The 14,809-nt window shown below is 42.3% G+C and carries 15 protein-coding genes; 3 read left to right on the forward strand and 12 right to left on the reverse strand.

Going from position 1 to position 14,809, the window contains the following annotated elements:
• The 5 genes from GS399_RS20830 to GS399_RS11350 form a co-directional block, all read right to left on the reverse strand.
• The coding region (locus tag GS399_RS20830; protein ID WP_237487932.1) for a hypothetical protein at positions 1-210 on the reverse strand (210 nt) is incomplete at its 3' end.
• 140 nt (positions 211-350) lie between these two features.
• Complete coding sequence (locus tag GS399_RS11340; protein WP_160844754.1) at positions 351-2,057, reverse strand: LamG-like jellyroll fold domain-containing protein; 1,707 nt, start codon at positions 2,055-2,057, stop codon at positions 351-353.
• A 97-nt stretch (positions 2,058-2,154) separates the two neighbouring features.
• Positions 2,155-3,639 (reverse strand): cryptochrome/photolyase family protein, encoded by a 1,485-nt coding sequence (locus GS399_RS11345; protein ID WP_160844755.1) that lies wholly within the window; start codon positions 3,637-3,639, stop codon positions 2,155-2,157.
• Between the two features lie 17 nt (positions 3,640-3,656).
• Positions 3,657-3,806, reverse strand: a complete 150-nt coding sequence (locus GS399_RS20675; RefSeq protein ID WP_202409437.1) for a hypothetical protein — start codon at positions 3,804-3,806, stop codon at positions 3,657-3,659.
• Positions 3,807-3,825: 19 nt separating this feature from the next.
• On the reverse strand, positions 3,826-4,233 hold the full coding sequence (locus GS399_RS11350; protein ID WP_202409438.1) for a hypothetical protein: 408 nt from the start codon (positions 4,231-4,233) through the stop codon (positions 3,826-3,828).
• A 129-nt stretch (positions 4,234-4,362) separates the two neighbouring features.
• Here GS399_RS11350 and GS399_RS11355 point away from each other — a divergent pair, with 129 nt between their 5' ends.
• On the forward strand, positions 4,363-5,949 hold the full coding sequence (locus tag GS399_RS11355) for a Na+/H+ antiporter (RefSeq protein WP_160844756.1): 1,587 nt from the start codon (positions 4,363-4,365) through the stop codon (positions 5,947-5,949).
• Between the two features lie 47 nt (positions 5,950-5,996).
• The gene (locus tag GS399_RS11360) at positions 5,997-6,464 is read left to right on the forward strand and encodes a c-type cytochrome (RefSeq protein WP_160844757.1); all 468 of its coding nucleotides are present in this window, start codon (positions 5,997-5,999) and stop codon (positions 6,462-6,464) included.
• 2 nt (positions 6,465-6,466) lie between these two features.
• On the opposite strand, the gene trpC is transcribed toward GS399_RS11360, so the two are convergent.
• The 5 genes from trpC to GS399_RS11385 all read right to left on the reverse strand — a co-directional run bounded on the left by trpC (position 6,467) and on the right by GS399_RS11385 (position 10,566).
• A complete protein-coding gene (gene trpC, locus GS399_RS11365; protein ID WP_160844758.1) occupies positions 6,467-7,249 on the reverse strand; it encodes an indole-3-glycerol phosphate synthase TrpC in 783 nt (260 codons plus the stop codon).
• Between the two features lie 9 nt (positions 7,250-7,258).
• A complete protein-coding gene (locus GS399_RS11370) occupies positions 7,259-7,825 on the reverse strand; it encodes an anthranilate synthase component II (RefSeq protein ID WP_160844759.1) in 567 nt (188 codons plus the stop codon).
• Positions 7,826-7,835: 10 nt separating this feature from the next.
• Positions 7,836-9,257 (reverse strand): anthranilate synthase component I family protein, encoded by a 1,422-nt coding sequence (locus GS399_RS11375; protein ID WP_160844760.1) that lies wholly within the window; start codon positions 9,255-9,257, stop codon positions 7,836-7,838.
• Positions 9,258-9,498: 241 nt separating this feature from the next.
• The gene (locus GS399_RS11380) at positions 9,499-9,948 is read right to left on the reverse strand and encodes a cytochrome B (protein WP_160844761.1); all 450 of its coding nucleotides are present in this window, start codon (positions 9,946-9,948) and stop codon (positions 9,499-9,501) included.
• 72 nt (positions 9,949-10,020) lie between these two features.
• Positions 10,021-10,566, reverse strand: coding sequence for an AAA family ATPase (locus tag GS399_RS11385; RefSeq protein WP_160844762.1), 546 nt, complete (start codon positions 10,564-10,566; stop codon positions 10,021-10,023).
• 120 nt (positions 10,567-10,686) lie between these two features.
• Between GS399_RS11385 and GS399_RS11390 the strand changes: the two genes are divergently transcribed.
• Positions 10,687-12,009 carry a Gfo/Idh/MocA family protein gene (locus tag GS399_RS11390; RefSeq protein WP_160844763.1) on the forward strand — a complete coding sequence of 441 codons (1,323 nt, stop codon included), beginning with the start codon at positions 10,687-10,689 and terminating at the stop codon, positions 12,007-12,009.
• A gap of 87 nt (positions 12,010-12,096) precedes the next feature.
• On the opposite strand, the gene pnuC is transcribed toward GS399_RS11390, so the two are convergent.
• Together pnuC and GS399_RS11400 are read right to left on the reverse strand one after the other, a co-directional pair.
• Complete coding sequence (pnuC, locus tag GS399_RS11395) at positions 12,097-12,696, reverse strand: nicotinamide riboside transporter PnuC (protein ID WP_160844764.1); 600 nt, start codon at positions 12,694-12,696, stop codon at positions 12,097-12,099.
• Positions 12,696-14,756 carry a M13 family metallopeptidase gene (locus GS399_RS11400; protein WP_160844765.1) on the reverse strand — a complete coding sequence of 687 codons (2,061 nt, stop codon included), beginning with the start codon at positions 14,754-14,756 and terminating at the stop codon, positions 12,696-12,698. The genes pnuC and GS399_RS11400 overlap by 1 nt, the downstream gene beginning before the upstream one ends.
• Between the last annotated feature and the right edge of the window lie 53 nt (positions 14,757-14,809).

Consider the following 14,809-nt stretch of genomic DNA (forward strand, 5'->3'; position numbering starts at 1 on the left):
ACCAAAGTAATACGTGCCAAACATTTTTGAACTGAAGCCGCTTCCTCGAAATAAGGAATTTTCACTTCCGGAGGAATTAAAGGAGGTGCCGCCGCCAATGCCGAATACCCAATTATCGGCTGTGATCGAACTGGACGGCTTTTGTGCATAGGTATGCATTGAGAGTAAAAGCAGGATCACCAGATACTGCTTTCTGTGAGAGATCGTCATTTTAATAAGGTTTATATCAACAAGTTACGATTGTTTTTTAGATTGTTGTTATAACTCCTTAGAAAAAAGAAATCAGGTTTTAAGTGAATACCAATTGATCAATTTGCAATCGGGGAGACGCCTTAGCCTTAAAATATGCTCTAATAGTTTAGTTTATATAAGTTATCAATTTCCATATCGCTTAATTTCCTGTTGTATATCCGGATATCATCCAGCTTACCTTTGATAAAATATGCCGGGGTTTGGCCTGACGGATCGTTGTACGTATTCTTGCCTATCTGCAAATTCGCTGTAGTTGCCGGATTCGGGCTTGGTATATTGAAAGTTGCCGAGTCGTATGTACCATTAACATAAAAACTGATCTTTTTGGCAGCCAGGTCATAGCTAACTGTTACCATCTGCCATTTATTTTTTTCAACTGTTTTCGTTCCAAACGCGAAGGGATCGCCGCCACCTGAAACGTTATAAAATGCTTTCCCGGTAGGTGTATTGGTTGATCCATAACCGGTAATCGATGTATTCCATCCATTTTGATACGGCCCGTTGTTTTTCGACAACACAACGCTGCCGGAGCTGCTGATGTAATCATCCAGGTTAACCCAGTAGTTAATGGTGAAATCACTATTGTTCAACCGGAGTTCTTTTTTGTCGGCTATCGAGATATAAGCGGTGCTGCCATCAAAGTAATAGGCGCTGTTTGACTTTCCAAAGCGATTGGTGGTAAGTGATGCCTTTATTGCAGTGCCATTGTTTAAATGCCCGGACGAATCGGCAGCAGTTCCATTAAAGGGGTAGTAAGCTATCAATCCATCATTTAGCTTGAACGACCTGGCGACTGTCCTGACCGCTTCGCCGCCGTAATCAGCAATATAAACGACACCTCCCGTCGACGCGATGCCATATGCTTCGTAGAATCTGGCCTGATCAGCCGGTCCGTCGACATACGAACAGCAGGCATTCTGACCGGTTATGGTGGTCAAAACATTCGTGTTACTCAGGTGACTCACTGAATACAATGGACCGCCGCTTGTATTATTTAACAGCATGAAATAGTTTTCGTAAGGTGATACGTCCATTTGAGCGTCTCTCTTAGCAATGGCGAAATCCAGGATTATGGTGCCAGTTCGGTTAAAGATCGTGCTAACAGTACCATCAAGATTTATTCTCCTGAGGTATTTGCCGCCATCATCTGTCGCTACTAAAAAACCGTCCGCCGCCAGCCTCAGGCGGTTAGGAAAATTAAACAAAGCATTGTCCCCCTTTCCGTCTGCATAACCTTTTACACCTGTTTTTCCTGCCAGCACCGTGGTGGCTCCGCTTATGCTGCGTTTAATGATCCGGTGATTTCCCCAATCAGAGATGTAGATTGTGCCATCCGGCGCAAGTGCTAAATCAGTTGGTCTGTCTAAAGAAATAGCAATCGGAAGAACTGTTTTTTGCTTGTTTGCGTTGATTACAAATAATTGGCCGGAACGCATGATTCCGTAGATATCGCCGTTATCGGCGACTTTTAATCCGCCTACTTCATCTCCCTGGTTGAAGGAAGCCATTATTACCGGTTCTTTGCCTGGAAAAATTTTAAGAATACGCTGTCCCACCTTGTCGGAGTTCGACAACACTATTAACATATTATTCGGGCCTGTCCAGATTTTATAAGGATGGAATACCTTTTCAAAGCCCCGGACAAGTGTGTTAACGTAAAAACCGGGAACTTCCGATTTAGCTAAATTGGTAGAAGCAAGCTGGTTGTCTAACTTTTCATTAGGTGTGATTAGTTCTTTTTTGCAGCCTGCAAGGCATAAGCCTAAAAGTATAGCCGTCGCAGTGATTTGTAATAGGTTTTTCATGGTTTAATTGAAATATACCCAAAGTTAATTTCCTTGTAGCTTCTACAAACAGTTTATAAATGTTGTGCTTAAATCGTGCATTACCGAGTTGAATGTCTCATGTTCTCGAATGCAAATTTTCCAGGTATTGTCCAGCGGTTTTAAGATAATCGATTTTCTTATCGGCTGTCATTTTATCGAAGTTTCGAATGAGCATACTCATGCGCTGATTTGTTTCGAATACTTTGCGATGCTTATCGAGGAAGCGCCAGAAGAGGCTGTCCCAGATGTGCTGCCAGCTGCCATTTTTGTAATCGCTCATTTTCCTGATGTAGTTGCTGCTGCTTACATAGGGTTTAGTACTCATCAAGCCGCCATCGGCATATTGCGACATTCCATAAACATTTGGAACCATCACCCAATCATAAGCATCGATATACCAGGTCATAAACCATTCATAAACATCATCGGGATTAATTTCACATAAGAGCATAAAGTTCCCGAGTATCATTAATCGTTCTATGTGATGGTTGTAGGCATGTTCTTTCACTTTGCTGATCACATGGTCTACGGGCATTATTCCGGTTGTACCTTCCCAAAAAGCGTCAGGCATTTTATTTCGAAACCTCCAGAAGTTAGTTGTCCGTTGCCGTGTACCAGACCTTTCGTACACAAGCATTACGTACTCGCGCCAGCCTATAATTTGTCTTATAAAACCTTCGTAAGAATTTAGCGGGATTTTATTTTTCAAATAAGCTTCGCCCGATTTTTCAAGCACTTGGACCGGCGTAAGCAAACCAGAATTTAGAAGCGGCGACAGGACTCCGTGGTATAAAATTCTTGAACGTACCGTTATCGAATCCTGGTACTTGCCGAAGTTTTCAAAGCGCTCGTTTATAAAATCAACTAACCATTTTTCTGCGCTTTGATGGGTAACCGGGTAAAAAGATTTTATATCCGGAAGTTCACCATAATTATTCGGAAAATGTTTCCTGGTGTAATCAACAGCTTCTTCGAGATACTTGTCTGGAATTGGCCAATCAATTGGCGGTGTTATAGATCCTTTTGGCAAAGCCGCGCGATTTTCCTCATCATAAGTCCATTTTCCGCCTGCCGGCTTATCGTTGGTTCCGGTTAAAATATGAAGCGTTTTCCGTTGATTAATGTAAAAGGACGTTTGATTATAATGATTCGCGGTCTGTTTCAGTTCATCGCTTTCAGGGTTGTTTAAAAACATTGGGTTGGGATGATATTCCCAGTCGATCTTAGCTTTTGTGCAGGCTTGTTCAAATTTTTTTTGCAGCCAGTTATCATTTGGATAGACGGCGTGAATCTTTTTAACTTTTCCTGTTAGCGAAGCAATTAATATACGGACATCAGATTCAGCTTCGGTACTTTCAACATATTTTACCGGGAGGCCCCTGTCCATTAACAACCGTTCATAATGTTTCATGGAGGCCCGGTGAAACGCAATTTTTTGTTTATGGAATTTATACAGCCTGAAATATAAAAATTCCTCGATGAGGATAATTGTTCTATCGTGTTGTACGGCTGGATGATCTTTGAAGAGCTGATTTGGGAATATGACTGTCAGTTCAGACATGCAAGTACGCCAGCTAGCTAGTGCTTTTTAAAATACTGGATTTCCTGTTCGTGTTTTTTGGCGGCAGCCAGTGTGTCGAATGTTCCCAGGTTGCGGCGCTTGTTCGTTTTTTCATCCTTGTTCTTTGAATACAATCTGTATTCGCCGGATTTTAATTTTCGTATCATTGGTTAGATTGACTAGTCATCATCGCATAGTGTAGATTGAATCAACCACATATTTTGTGAAGCCCCGCCATGGCAGCGTTCCGTGGTATTCTTTGTAGTGGAGGTCGAAATCCTTTCCTGAATTTTTCATCAATTCATCGGCAACACGTTCATTTGTTACCGAAAATTCAAATTCATATGATTGTACAGACCCCGTGCCGCCGCCGCGTAAACCACTCTGAATGAGTTTACCTTCATAGGTTTTAAAAATGTTACCCTTTTTTACCAGGTAATTCAGCTGCCCGGATTTTACGCCTTCGCCAAAAACATAGTAATAACGAAAGAAAACGACTATTGCCAGAATCAAAATAACTATCAAAGCGAGTATGCCGCCTATTTTCTTGAACACAGACGATTTTTTTGCGGGCGCAGAGGTTGAGGTTTGCATAGCACAGAGATTTGATAGATAAATAGCAAATCGTTAAAAATGTTTTCAGAGGCTGACATTCAAATAATTACAAAATCGATTTTGCAGCTTTAATAAGGATAAGACAGAATTGTTAAATTGGCTGATATTATGATACATGAAAACCTGCTATTAATCATCGCCTTGCTTTTCGCGGTTTCGCTTTTATCTGTAATTGGAGAAAAACTAAGAATCTCGTACCCTATATTTTTGGTTATCGCGGGTTTAGGAATCAGTTTTATCCCGAATGTCCCGCAGGTAAAGCTTGATCCCGATATGGTATTTTTAGTTTTCCTTCCGGTGCTGTTATGTTCGGCAGCATGGAACACTTCGTGGACAGATTTTGTGCGTTTCAGACGGCCAATAAATATGCTTGCTTTTGGGTTAGTGATTACAACGGCAACCGCCGTAGCTTTTGTTTCCAGTAGTATGATTCCCGGATTTACACTTGCTCTCGGCTTTGTTTTGGGGGGCATTGTGTCGCCGCCCGACGCAGTTGCCGCTACATCGGTAATGGAGCATATTAAACTGCCTAAACACATTGTCGTCATCCTGGAAGGCGAGAGCCTGGTAAACGATGCATCAAGTTTAATCATACTTCGGGTCGCAATGGCGGCCGTTATAACGGGCAATTTTGTTTTCTGGAAGGCTGGTGCAGATTTTATAGTAGTAACTCTTGGGGGCGTGGTAATTGGATTAGCAATCGCACTTATTATCTATGGCTTATTCCGGTTCTTACCTACGACGTCAAGCATTGATACCGCAATTACGCTGGTTGCACCTTATCTGATGTACTTAATTGCCGAAGAATTACATGTTTCGGGTGTATTATCGGTTGTTTCCGGCGGCCTTTTTTTAAGCGCAAAATCACACGAGGTTTTTTCCTATAATTCCAGGCTCCAGGCGAGAAGTGTTTGGGCCACAATAGTGTATTTATTTAACGGCCTCGTGTTTATTTTAATAGGCTTACAGCTGCATCAAATTGTTGAGGGATTGGGTCAGTATAATCTGAAAGAGGCCATTTTTTATGGACTTATAATCAGCTTAACGGCTATTATTGTACGGATTGCCTGGGTTTTTACCTCCGCCTATGTTTTAAGGCTGCTGGGCAGATATTTTACTTTCACAGGGCTAAAGCCTTCTTGGCGACAGCTGTTTATAGTATCATGGAGTGGAATGCGCGGCGTAGTTTCTCTTGCGGCAGCATTAGCAATACCTTTTGCGCTAGGCAGCGGTGAGCGTTTCCCTCACCGTAACCTGATACTGTTTATAACCTTTACCGTAATTCTTATTACACTGGTAGTGCAGGGAATCAGTCTTCCTTTTATTGTCAGGTTTTTAAAAATTGAACCGGAAGAAAATAAGGATGAAGAGCTGAAGCTGCAGATGGCCATCGCTGCTGCAGTTGTTTCATTTGTCGATGAAAATTACGCTGACCATTTATCGGCGAATGATTCAATACGGCACACAAGAAATCACTATCAAAATATTGTTGACATTGAGCAGAAACGCCTCGAGAAAGACGAGAATGATACTGTTTCTACACGTGTAACGATCCACCGGAAATTTGTTGCTGATGTATTGCAGGTAAAACGTGAGGAGCTTGAGCATTTCAGAAAACAAAATGCTTTCTCAAGCGCATTGTTAAACAAACTCGAAAGGCAGCTGGACCTTGAGGAAGCAAGATTGAAGCGATAAGCAGTTTAGCATTTTTGAAAACATTTCGGTATTAAGTTTACTTGTAAATGAAAACATCTGAACTAATGAAGGCATCTTTTTTATATTGCACGTTAGTCGTTACCTGCATCTTTTCAGCATGCAGCAATAGCCCGTCAACCGGATCGCAAAGTTCAAGCGAGGGTACTGCTGTTGCTGATTCGGGCCAGGAAAATGCAACAATCGAATCAGCAAAAGCAAAATTTGCAAAAGGATATGAACTCTTGAGTAAAAGTGATTGCAAAGCCTGCCACGATACTGGTAATGAAATTGTCGGTCCGTCTTTCGAGCGCATCGCAGCGAGATACGTTTACTCAGATGCAAATATTACGCATCTCGCAGAACGGGTCATTACCGGAGTCAAAACCGGGGAAGGCGTTTGGGGTAAAGCTGAAATGACACCGCATGTAAATATGAGCAAAACCGACGCGGAAGAAATAATCAAATATGTTCTTTCAATGCCGCCAAAACAAGGTTTAGATACAATCGCCAAATAACGTTACAGCCTGCCGGTGAATTCTTTTACAGCCTGTGCCGGATCAGACTCTTTCATAAAGTTTTCGCCTATCAGGAAACCGTTGAACCCAGCACTTTTGAGTTCATTTATTGTGTCCGTATTGCTGATGCCGCTTTCAGATACTTTCAAAAACTCATCCGGAATAAGCGAAACCAATTCATAGGAATGTTCCAGTGAAACGGTAAAGTCGGCAAGGTTACGATTGTTAACACCGATGGCCGTGAGATCATCACAAATACTGCGGTCAAGTTCCTCCTGATTGTGTACTTCCAGTAAAATATTTAAGCCAAGATTTTTGGCGAATGCTGCCAGCGTTTTTATCCTTTCCGGGCTAAGAATCGCTGCGATTAATAAGATAATATCTGCACCCCAGGCCTTTGCTTCGAGTACCTGGTATTCATCCAGCATAAAGTCTTTTCGAAGCAGTGGAATGTCGACAGCTGTTCTTGCCTGCATCAAATCTTCCCGGAAGCCTTTAAAAAAAACATTGTCAGTTAACACAGAAATTGCCGAAACGTTAGATGCGGCGTAAGCTTTTGCCACATCCTGAACCTCCGCTGTATCATTGATAATTCCCTTAGACGGTGAAGCGCGCTTGAATTCCGCAATGACGCCATTTCGGCCATCATTCAAAATAAATTCGTTTAGATTATAGCATTCGCGGTTAAAAAAGGTGCTTTGCTGCAGTTCTTCTGTCGAAGTATGTGACTTTGCAAATTTAATTTCACGTAATTTCTGTTCAACTATCTTATCAAGTATCGTCATCTTATCAGCTTAATTTTCCAGCCAGTTTTTTATCATTTCTTTTCCATGTTCGGTCAATACCGATTCGGGATGAAACTGTACGCCTCTTACATCGAAACTGCGATGTTTCAGCGACATCATAACTCCATCGGCATCACGGCTTGTTACCGTTAATTGTTCCGGTAGATCGTGATCGTTCACCGCCCACGAATGGTAACGGCCTATTTTAAAACTCTCTGGCAGATCCCTGAATAAGTTCTCTGATTTGTCGGTGACCTGCATAGTTGTTGCGCGCCCGTGAACAGGGCGGGACAAATTATAAAGACTGCCGCCAAACACTTCGCCGATGGCCTGCATACCGAGGCAAATTCCAAGGATGCTTTTTTGTGGTGCGTAAGTTTTAATCACGTCAAGCAGTAAGCCCGCTTCAGACGGGATACCGGGGCCCGGCGAAAGTAAGATTTTGTCAAACCCGGCAACGTCTTCTATTTCGAATTTATCATTCCTCCACACGGTTGCCTCATATCCGCATTCATTTAACAAATGAACCAGGTTAAAAGTGAATGAATCATAATTATCGATAACTAAAATTTTCATGGCTTGCGGATTAATTAGTGAATGATTTAATTCCGAGTTCGCCGGCGAGTTCCATTGCTTTACGAAGCGCGGCAATCTTGTTATTTACTTCATTTAACTCGCTTTCCGGATCAGAATCTGCAACAATCCCTGCACCAGCCTGGTAATGGAGAATATTGTTTTTACTTAAAAATGAACGGATCATGATAGCGTGATTAAAATCTCCGTTAAAACTCATATACCCGATAGCGCCGCTGTAAAAGCTCCGAGAAACAGTCTCATAACGGTTAATGAGTTGCAGTGCCTTGTATTTCGGAGCGCCGCTTAGTGTACCTGCGGGAAATGTGTCGCTAACCACAAAAAACGGTTCTGTGTTTTCTTTTAACTGCCCGGTAACCTTAGAGACAAGGTGGATGATGTGAGAATAATATTGAACCTCCTTGAAAGCTTGCACTTTCACGTTGCTGCAATTCCTGCTAAGGTCATTTCGTGCCAGATCTACCAGCATCACATGCTCGGCGCTTTCCTTCGGATCGTTTTCCAGTTGTTCGGCTATCTTAGCATCAAGCAAATCATTTCCGGTCCGCTTGAACGTTCCAGCTATCGGGTAAATGGTAGCCTCCTTGCCCTTTATCGTCAGTTGAGCTTCGGGGGATGAACCGAAAATCCGGAAATCGCCGTAGTCAAAATAGAATAGATATGGTGAAGGGTTAATGGAACGCAAAGCACGGTAAACGTTGAATTCATCGCCGCTAAATGTTCTGGAAAAGGCCCTTGATGGAACGATCTGGAACACGTCTCCCCTGAAGATATGCTGCTTCATTTTATTCACCAGCGCGATAAATTCATCATCTGTTAGATTTGATGACTCTTTATCGTGGCATTCAAAACCATATTCCGGGAAGTTTTTATTTTGAATGAGATTTCTAACCTTCTCAAGCTCAGAAGTCTCTCCTTCAGTTAGATTTTCAAAAATAAAAAGTTCGTTTCTGAAGTGATCAATTGCGATGACATACCGGTAAACATGGTACTGCATCAATGGAATTTGTTTTCCTGTATCGGGTTTCTTTTCCAGTTTGATATCTTCGAAATGCTCGATGGTTTCGAAAGTAAAATATCCGAACAGGCCGCTTGATATTAGTTTTTGCTCTGGATCTGCATCAGTTTCAAACTTCGCTCTGAACTTCGCCACTTCCTGTTCAAGATCAATTTCGTTGCTCGGAGCACTTTGCTTTGTGCCATCAGGGAAATAGGATGAAAATTCATGTTCTGTAAGCACAAGGCCGGCAATCGGGTCGCAGCAGACATAACTCCGGCTGTTTTCGCGGCTGTGGTAATCGGAGCTTTCCAGCAGCAGGCTGTTTGGAAAAACATCCCGCAGGCGCAGATAAATGCTAACCGGTGTGGTTGTGTCTGCTAAAATTTTAGTGAATGTTGTATTTAATCTATACATATCCTTAGTTTTTAAAGCATTTTAATTATGCGCTGCCTGGTTGCTCTGATGCTTTTTAAACACAAAAAAACCCGGCGTTTTGCGCCGGGTTGTGATTTAATGTCTTTAGATTGAACAACAAATTAACAAGCAAAGCCGGCAGCATTATTTTTATGCCACCACCAGTTGTTTGTATGTAATGCGTTCATCATTAAGACAAATCTAAAAAGAAAATCTGTTGATCAAATTTTTTTATCAAATTTTAAGCGGAAGGCATTCCGATCAACGGCCGTTTGCTTAGCACGATAGCTACAACGATCACGATAAATGCAAGGCTGTAAAAAATCGCTATTGAACGATGTTTTTCCTGGTTGCTTTCCGCCTTTTTTGAACGTGAATGACCGATAGTTATCAATACAATTGCAAAAAGCATCATGACGATGTGCTCAACTGTCCAGTAACGGGTAGTGTCGTCCTTCATCGCGCTGCCCATATTGTTTAGTTGAACAAATGGACTTACAAAGTATAAAATCAACCCGAATAGAAATTGGGTGTGAGCCGATATCATGGCAAAGAGATTTATCCGCTTGTTGTTTTTCGTGTAATTGCGATCTCCCAACCAGCCGGAAAACGCCTGAACAAGGGCTACAATCACAAGGATAAAAACGATATAACGAAATCCGGAATGAAGTTCTAGCAAGAATTTATACATATCAGTTAGTTTTAGAACAAAGTAAATAAAAATATTAATTGATTGAAGTTTAGAAAATTCGCTGATATTTCACTATTCGGTTTTACCGGCCAGAAAATCGTCAACAGCTTTTGCTGCGTTTTGATAACGTTCTTCACCGACGCCGGAAATTACCCTGTATTTTGCATCTAGAGCCTTCAGTTCCTTATGCCATACCTGCATGAAATGTTCGCGCAGATGAGGGAAATCACGTAACGGATCATCTTCCCAAGGTAAGTCGATGTCCAGCAGCAGGTAAAAATTGTAAACTCGTTTAGGCAGCTCGTCCAGCACTTCAACCGGAGATTTGCCAAATAGTTGGTCACTCCAGATTTTTACGGTAATAAACGTTGTGTCGCAGATCAGCAATCGATTTGCTTTCGTAATCAGCTCATCTTCAAGCCTGATCTGTCCAAAAAACATATTCAGCTCATCTTGCCAGGTGTAATCCCTGTTAAGTGTTTCACAATATTCACGGGCATATTCGGGCACATATATCGTGTTGTAATGAGTGGCAAGAAATTTGGACATAGTTGATTTTCCTGTCGATTCTGGCCCAACTACCGCGATCTTGATAATCCCGTTCTGTGTTTCCGGCATAAAGAGTACGTTATAAAATAGTTACAGGTTATTCTATGTAACCTTCGGTATTCTTTCTAAATTCGGTTAAACGTTAACCAATTTTCCTGCGCAAAGGAAATCTAAAATCTGAATATCTAAATGAAAAGAAGAGATTTTTTACAATCGTCAACCAAAATTGCCATTGGAGCAGGCATTGCTTCGATGCTGCCACTTGATCTTTTAGCCCTGAAGAAACGAATCGGCGCGAATGATAAAATTAATATCGGTGCGATTGGAATCAATGGCATGGGCTGGGCCGATCTCACGGCCTTGTTGAAAGTTCCCGAAACGCAGTTGGTTGCTCTTTGCGATGTGGACAAGAATGTTTTGAATAAACGAGTGGCAGAGCTGGCTAAAAGGAATGTCCAGGTAAAAAATGTTTATACAGATTACCGGAAGGTTTTGGATAACAAGGATGTGGATGTCGTGATCATCGGTACACCAGATCACTGGCATTGCCTCATAATGACCGACGCCTGTGCCGCCGGGAAAGATGTTTATTGTGAAAAGCCCGCCGGTAACTCAATTATCGAATGCAGGTCGATGGTAGATGCGCAGCAAAAATATAACAGGGTGGTTCAGGTGGGTCAATGGCAGCGAAGTAATAAGCACTACAGGGATGCAATAGACTTTGTAAAAACAGGAAAACTTGGCCAGGTGAGATTGGTAAAAGCCTGGGCGTACCAGGGATGGATGAAATCGGTACCCAAAAAGCCAGACACCGCCGCGCCGGAAGGCGTTGATTACAAAATGTGGTTGGGGCCAGCCGAAACACGTCCGTTTAACGAAAATCGTTTTCATTTCAATTTTCGCTGGTACTGGGATTATGCCGGCGGATTAATGACTGATTGGGGCGTTCACATGATCGATTATGCCTTGCTAGGTATGGATTCGCCAGTTCCGAAAAGTATTATGGCCAGCGGAGGAAAATTTGCCTACCCGGACGATGCTGAAGAAACGCCGGACACGTTAACCACCGTTTACGAATTCAACGGATTCAATATGCTTTGGGAGCACGCAACAGGTATTAACGATGGCCCTTACAGCCGCGATCATGGCGTGGCATTTATTGGCAACAACGGGACGCTGGTTGTCGATCGCGGCGGCTGGGAAGTTATTCCCGAAAAAATAAACGGCCAACTAAAAATGGAAGCTGTGAGCAGGCAAAAAGCTGTTGATAATGGCCTTGACCTTCACGCTGTAAATTTTATAGATGTTGTAAAAAGTCGGAAAGTATCTGATTTGCATTGCCCGATACAAGCCGGCGCGCATGTTGCAACAGTTTGTCAAATGGGAAATATAGCATACCGTACAGGCAAGAAAATTTTCTGGGATGATTCGGCCCGTTCATTTACAGATTCTGACGCAAATAAGTTACTTGCTGCAGAGTATCACAATGGATACAAGCTTCCTACGGTTTAATGTCTTTTAAATAAGAGTAAAAAACCAGACTTATTAAGTTTGGTTTTTTACTTAGTGGCGGTTACTAAACTTAGTGGCCGGCACTCTTCATTTGACGATGAGCGTCTTCTTCCAATCTATGTAGCCTAGCAGTGCGATGACAATGTATACGGCGTACATTCCTGCAGTTAAATGCAACCCTTTTAACAAATACACCACTGTATAAATCACGTCGACGAAAACCCAGATCAGCCAATTCTCTAAAACTTTTCTGGCTAGAAATAATTGAGCAATCAGGCTGCAGGCTGTGCAAAAGCTATCAATAAACGGAAACGATGCGTCGGTTTCTTTATGCAAAATAAAGCCAAGTATTCCGGTGAATATTACTACTCCAATGGCAGATAGTATTATTTCAGTTGAAGAAATACGAACCACCGGTTTTTTATCACCTATACCTCTGTCTCTACTCCAGTAATACCAGCCATAAATATTCATGGCAAGAAAATAGACCTGGAGTCCCATGTCTGCGTATAGCTTTGCTTCAAAGAAAATAATGATGTAAATGCAAACGCTGATAATTGCCAGGGGCCAGTTCCATATTATATTGAGCGCGGCCAGTAATACGCAAAGTAAACCCGTAATTACACCGATAACTTCGAGCAGACTTTGCGAATGAAACCAATTACTGATTTCCTGTATAAAAAGCATTACCAGATCTTTACCCGCTTTTCAGGTGCCAGATACATTTTATCGCCTTTCTTAATTCCAAAAGCTTCATAAAATTCCGGAACGTCCTGAAAAGGTCCGTTTACTCTCATAAAGCCCGGTGAATGAACGTCTGTAAGCAATTGATTAGCGAGTGACTCATCACGCTCATGTCCGAGCCAACCCAAAGCGTAACCCATAAAGTAACGCTGAACCGGAGTAAGACCATTGATCTTCCTGCCTTCTTTGTATTGCTCTGTTTTTTTGAACGCGTCTAAACCAAGCACAATTCCACCTAAATCTGCGATATTCTCACCCAGTGTTGCTTTCCCATTTATGTGCAAACTGTCGAGCAGCTTGTAGCCATTGAATTGTTTTACAAGCATATCGGCACGGCCTGCAAATTTCGCCGAATCGGTGTTGGTCCACCATGCTTTCAGATTTCCCTGTTCATCGTACTGGCGTCCTTGATCGTCAAAGCCGTGTGTTATCTCATGGCCGATAGTTGAAGCCGCGGCATAACCGTACACAACCGCATCATCTACCTGGTCGTCCTTAACTCCGGGAATGGTAAAAATGGCCGCCGGAAGAACGATTTCATTATTAGACGGATTGTAATAAGCGTTATACGTTTGAGGCGACATCGACCATTCCGTGCGATCAACCGGTTTGCCAAGTTTTGCAATAGAGTTCGTGTAATTCCAGCGGTTGCAATTAATAACGTTTCTAACGTAAGAGTCCTTGCTGATCTTAAGAGACGAATAATCTTTCCACTTATCAGGATAGCCAACTTTAGCATTTACCTTGCTGAGTTTATAGATAGCTTTTTCTTTGGTGGCTTGGCTCATCCAGTCAAGTTTTTGAATGTGATCCTGGAGTTCGTCCTTAATCGCTTTTACCAGTTTCGTATATCGTTCTTTGGCTTCTTCCGGGAAATATTCTTTGACGAATAGCTGACCAAGAATTTCGCTCATCAATGAATTTTCAGCATCGATAACCCGTTTCCAGCGCGGCAGTTGCTCAGTTCGTCCGGAAATAACTGTTCCGTAAAAACGGAAATGCTCGTTGTCAATATCTTTTTTCAGGAACGATGACAAGTCAGACACCAGTTTCCATTGCAGATATGCCTTCCAGTCATCAATTGGAAATTTCACGAGGGCAGCAGAAACCGCTGTATAATATTCAGGCTGGCCAACAATAACCGTATCGATACCCTTTATGCCCATACCGTCTAACAGCGGCCCCCAACTAATACCAGGAGTGACTTTGTTAAACTGAGCAATTGTGTACTTATGATAGTTGGCGTAAGGGTCGCGCAGATCTTCCAGTTTACGGGAACTGTCGGCAAGGAACTTTTCGATAGCATAAACTTTTTTTGCAGCTTCTCCAGCATCACCAGCGGTATATCCCGAAAGTTCGAGCATCTTCGGAAGATGTTTATTTTTATAATCTTCGCGAATTTTTGATGTGCGTGCGTCTGTGTTAAAGTAGTAATCGCGGTTCGGTAAGCCCAATCCCGACTGATAGAACTGAAGCATCATCTTCGAGCTGTTCTTATCGTCCTGTGCTACATAAGGCCCGAAAATGTTGTCGATCCCAATTGTAGTTAGATACGCGGCAGTATTTATTACATCAGCCGGTGTTTTTAGATTTTTGATCCTGTTAAAATCGTTCTGCAATTCCTTAAGCCCGGCTTTTTCTATGCCGACAGTATCCATGCCGCTGGCGTAAAAATCACCGATCTTCTGTGAACTCCTGCTTTTAGAAGGATCCTTTTGTGCCTCTTCGCTGATCTTTCTCAGGTTATTCCTGATTTCTTCTACAACCACATTGCCTATGCTCCAGCTTGAATAAGCACCCGGTATCGGGTTTTTCTTGATCCAGGTGCCGTTTGCGTATCTGAAGAAATCTTCTCCAGGGCTAATGGTCGAATCAATATTTTTAATCAATGGATCATGTTCGGCGTAAACTTTGTATTTCTCCTCTTTATTCCGGGTGCAGGAATGAAAAATAAACGTTCCGGCAAGACATGTCAGAACCAGTTTTGTTAAAGTTGATCTCATGTTGTTAAGGCTGTAAAAATCAAACTTATGAAATTGAAACAACTCGCGGTAGT

The sequence above is a fragment of the Hufsiella arboris genome, assembly GCF_009834875.1.
In the GTDB taxonomy this organism is placed as follows: Bacteria; Bacteroidota; Bacteroidia; order Sphingobacteriales; family Sphingobacteriaceae; genus Hufsiella_A; species Hufsiella_A arboris.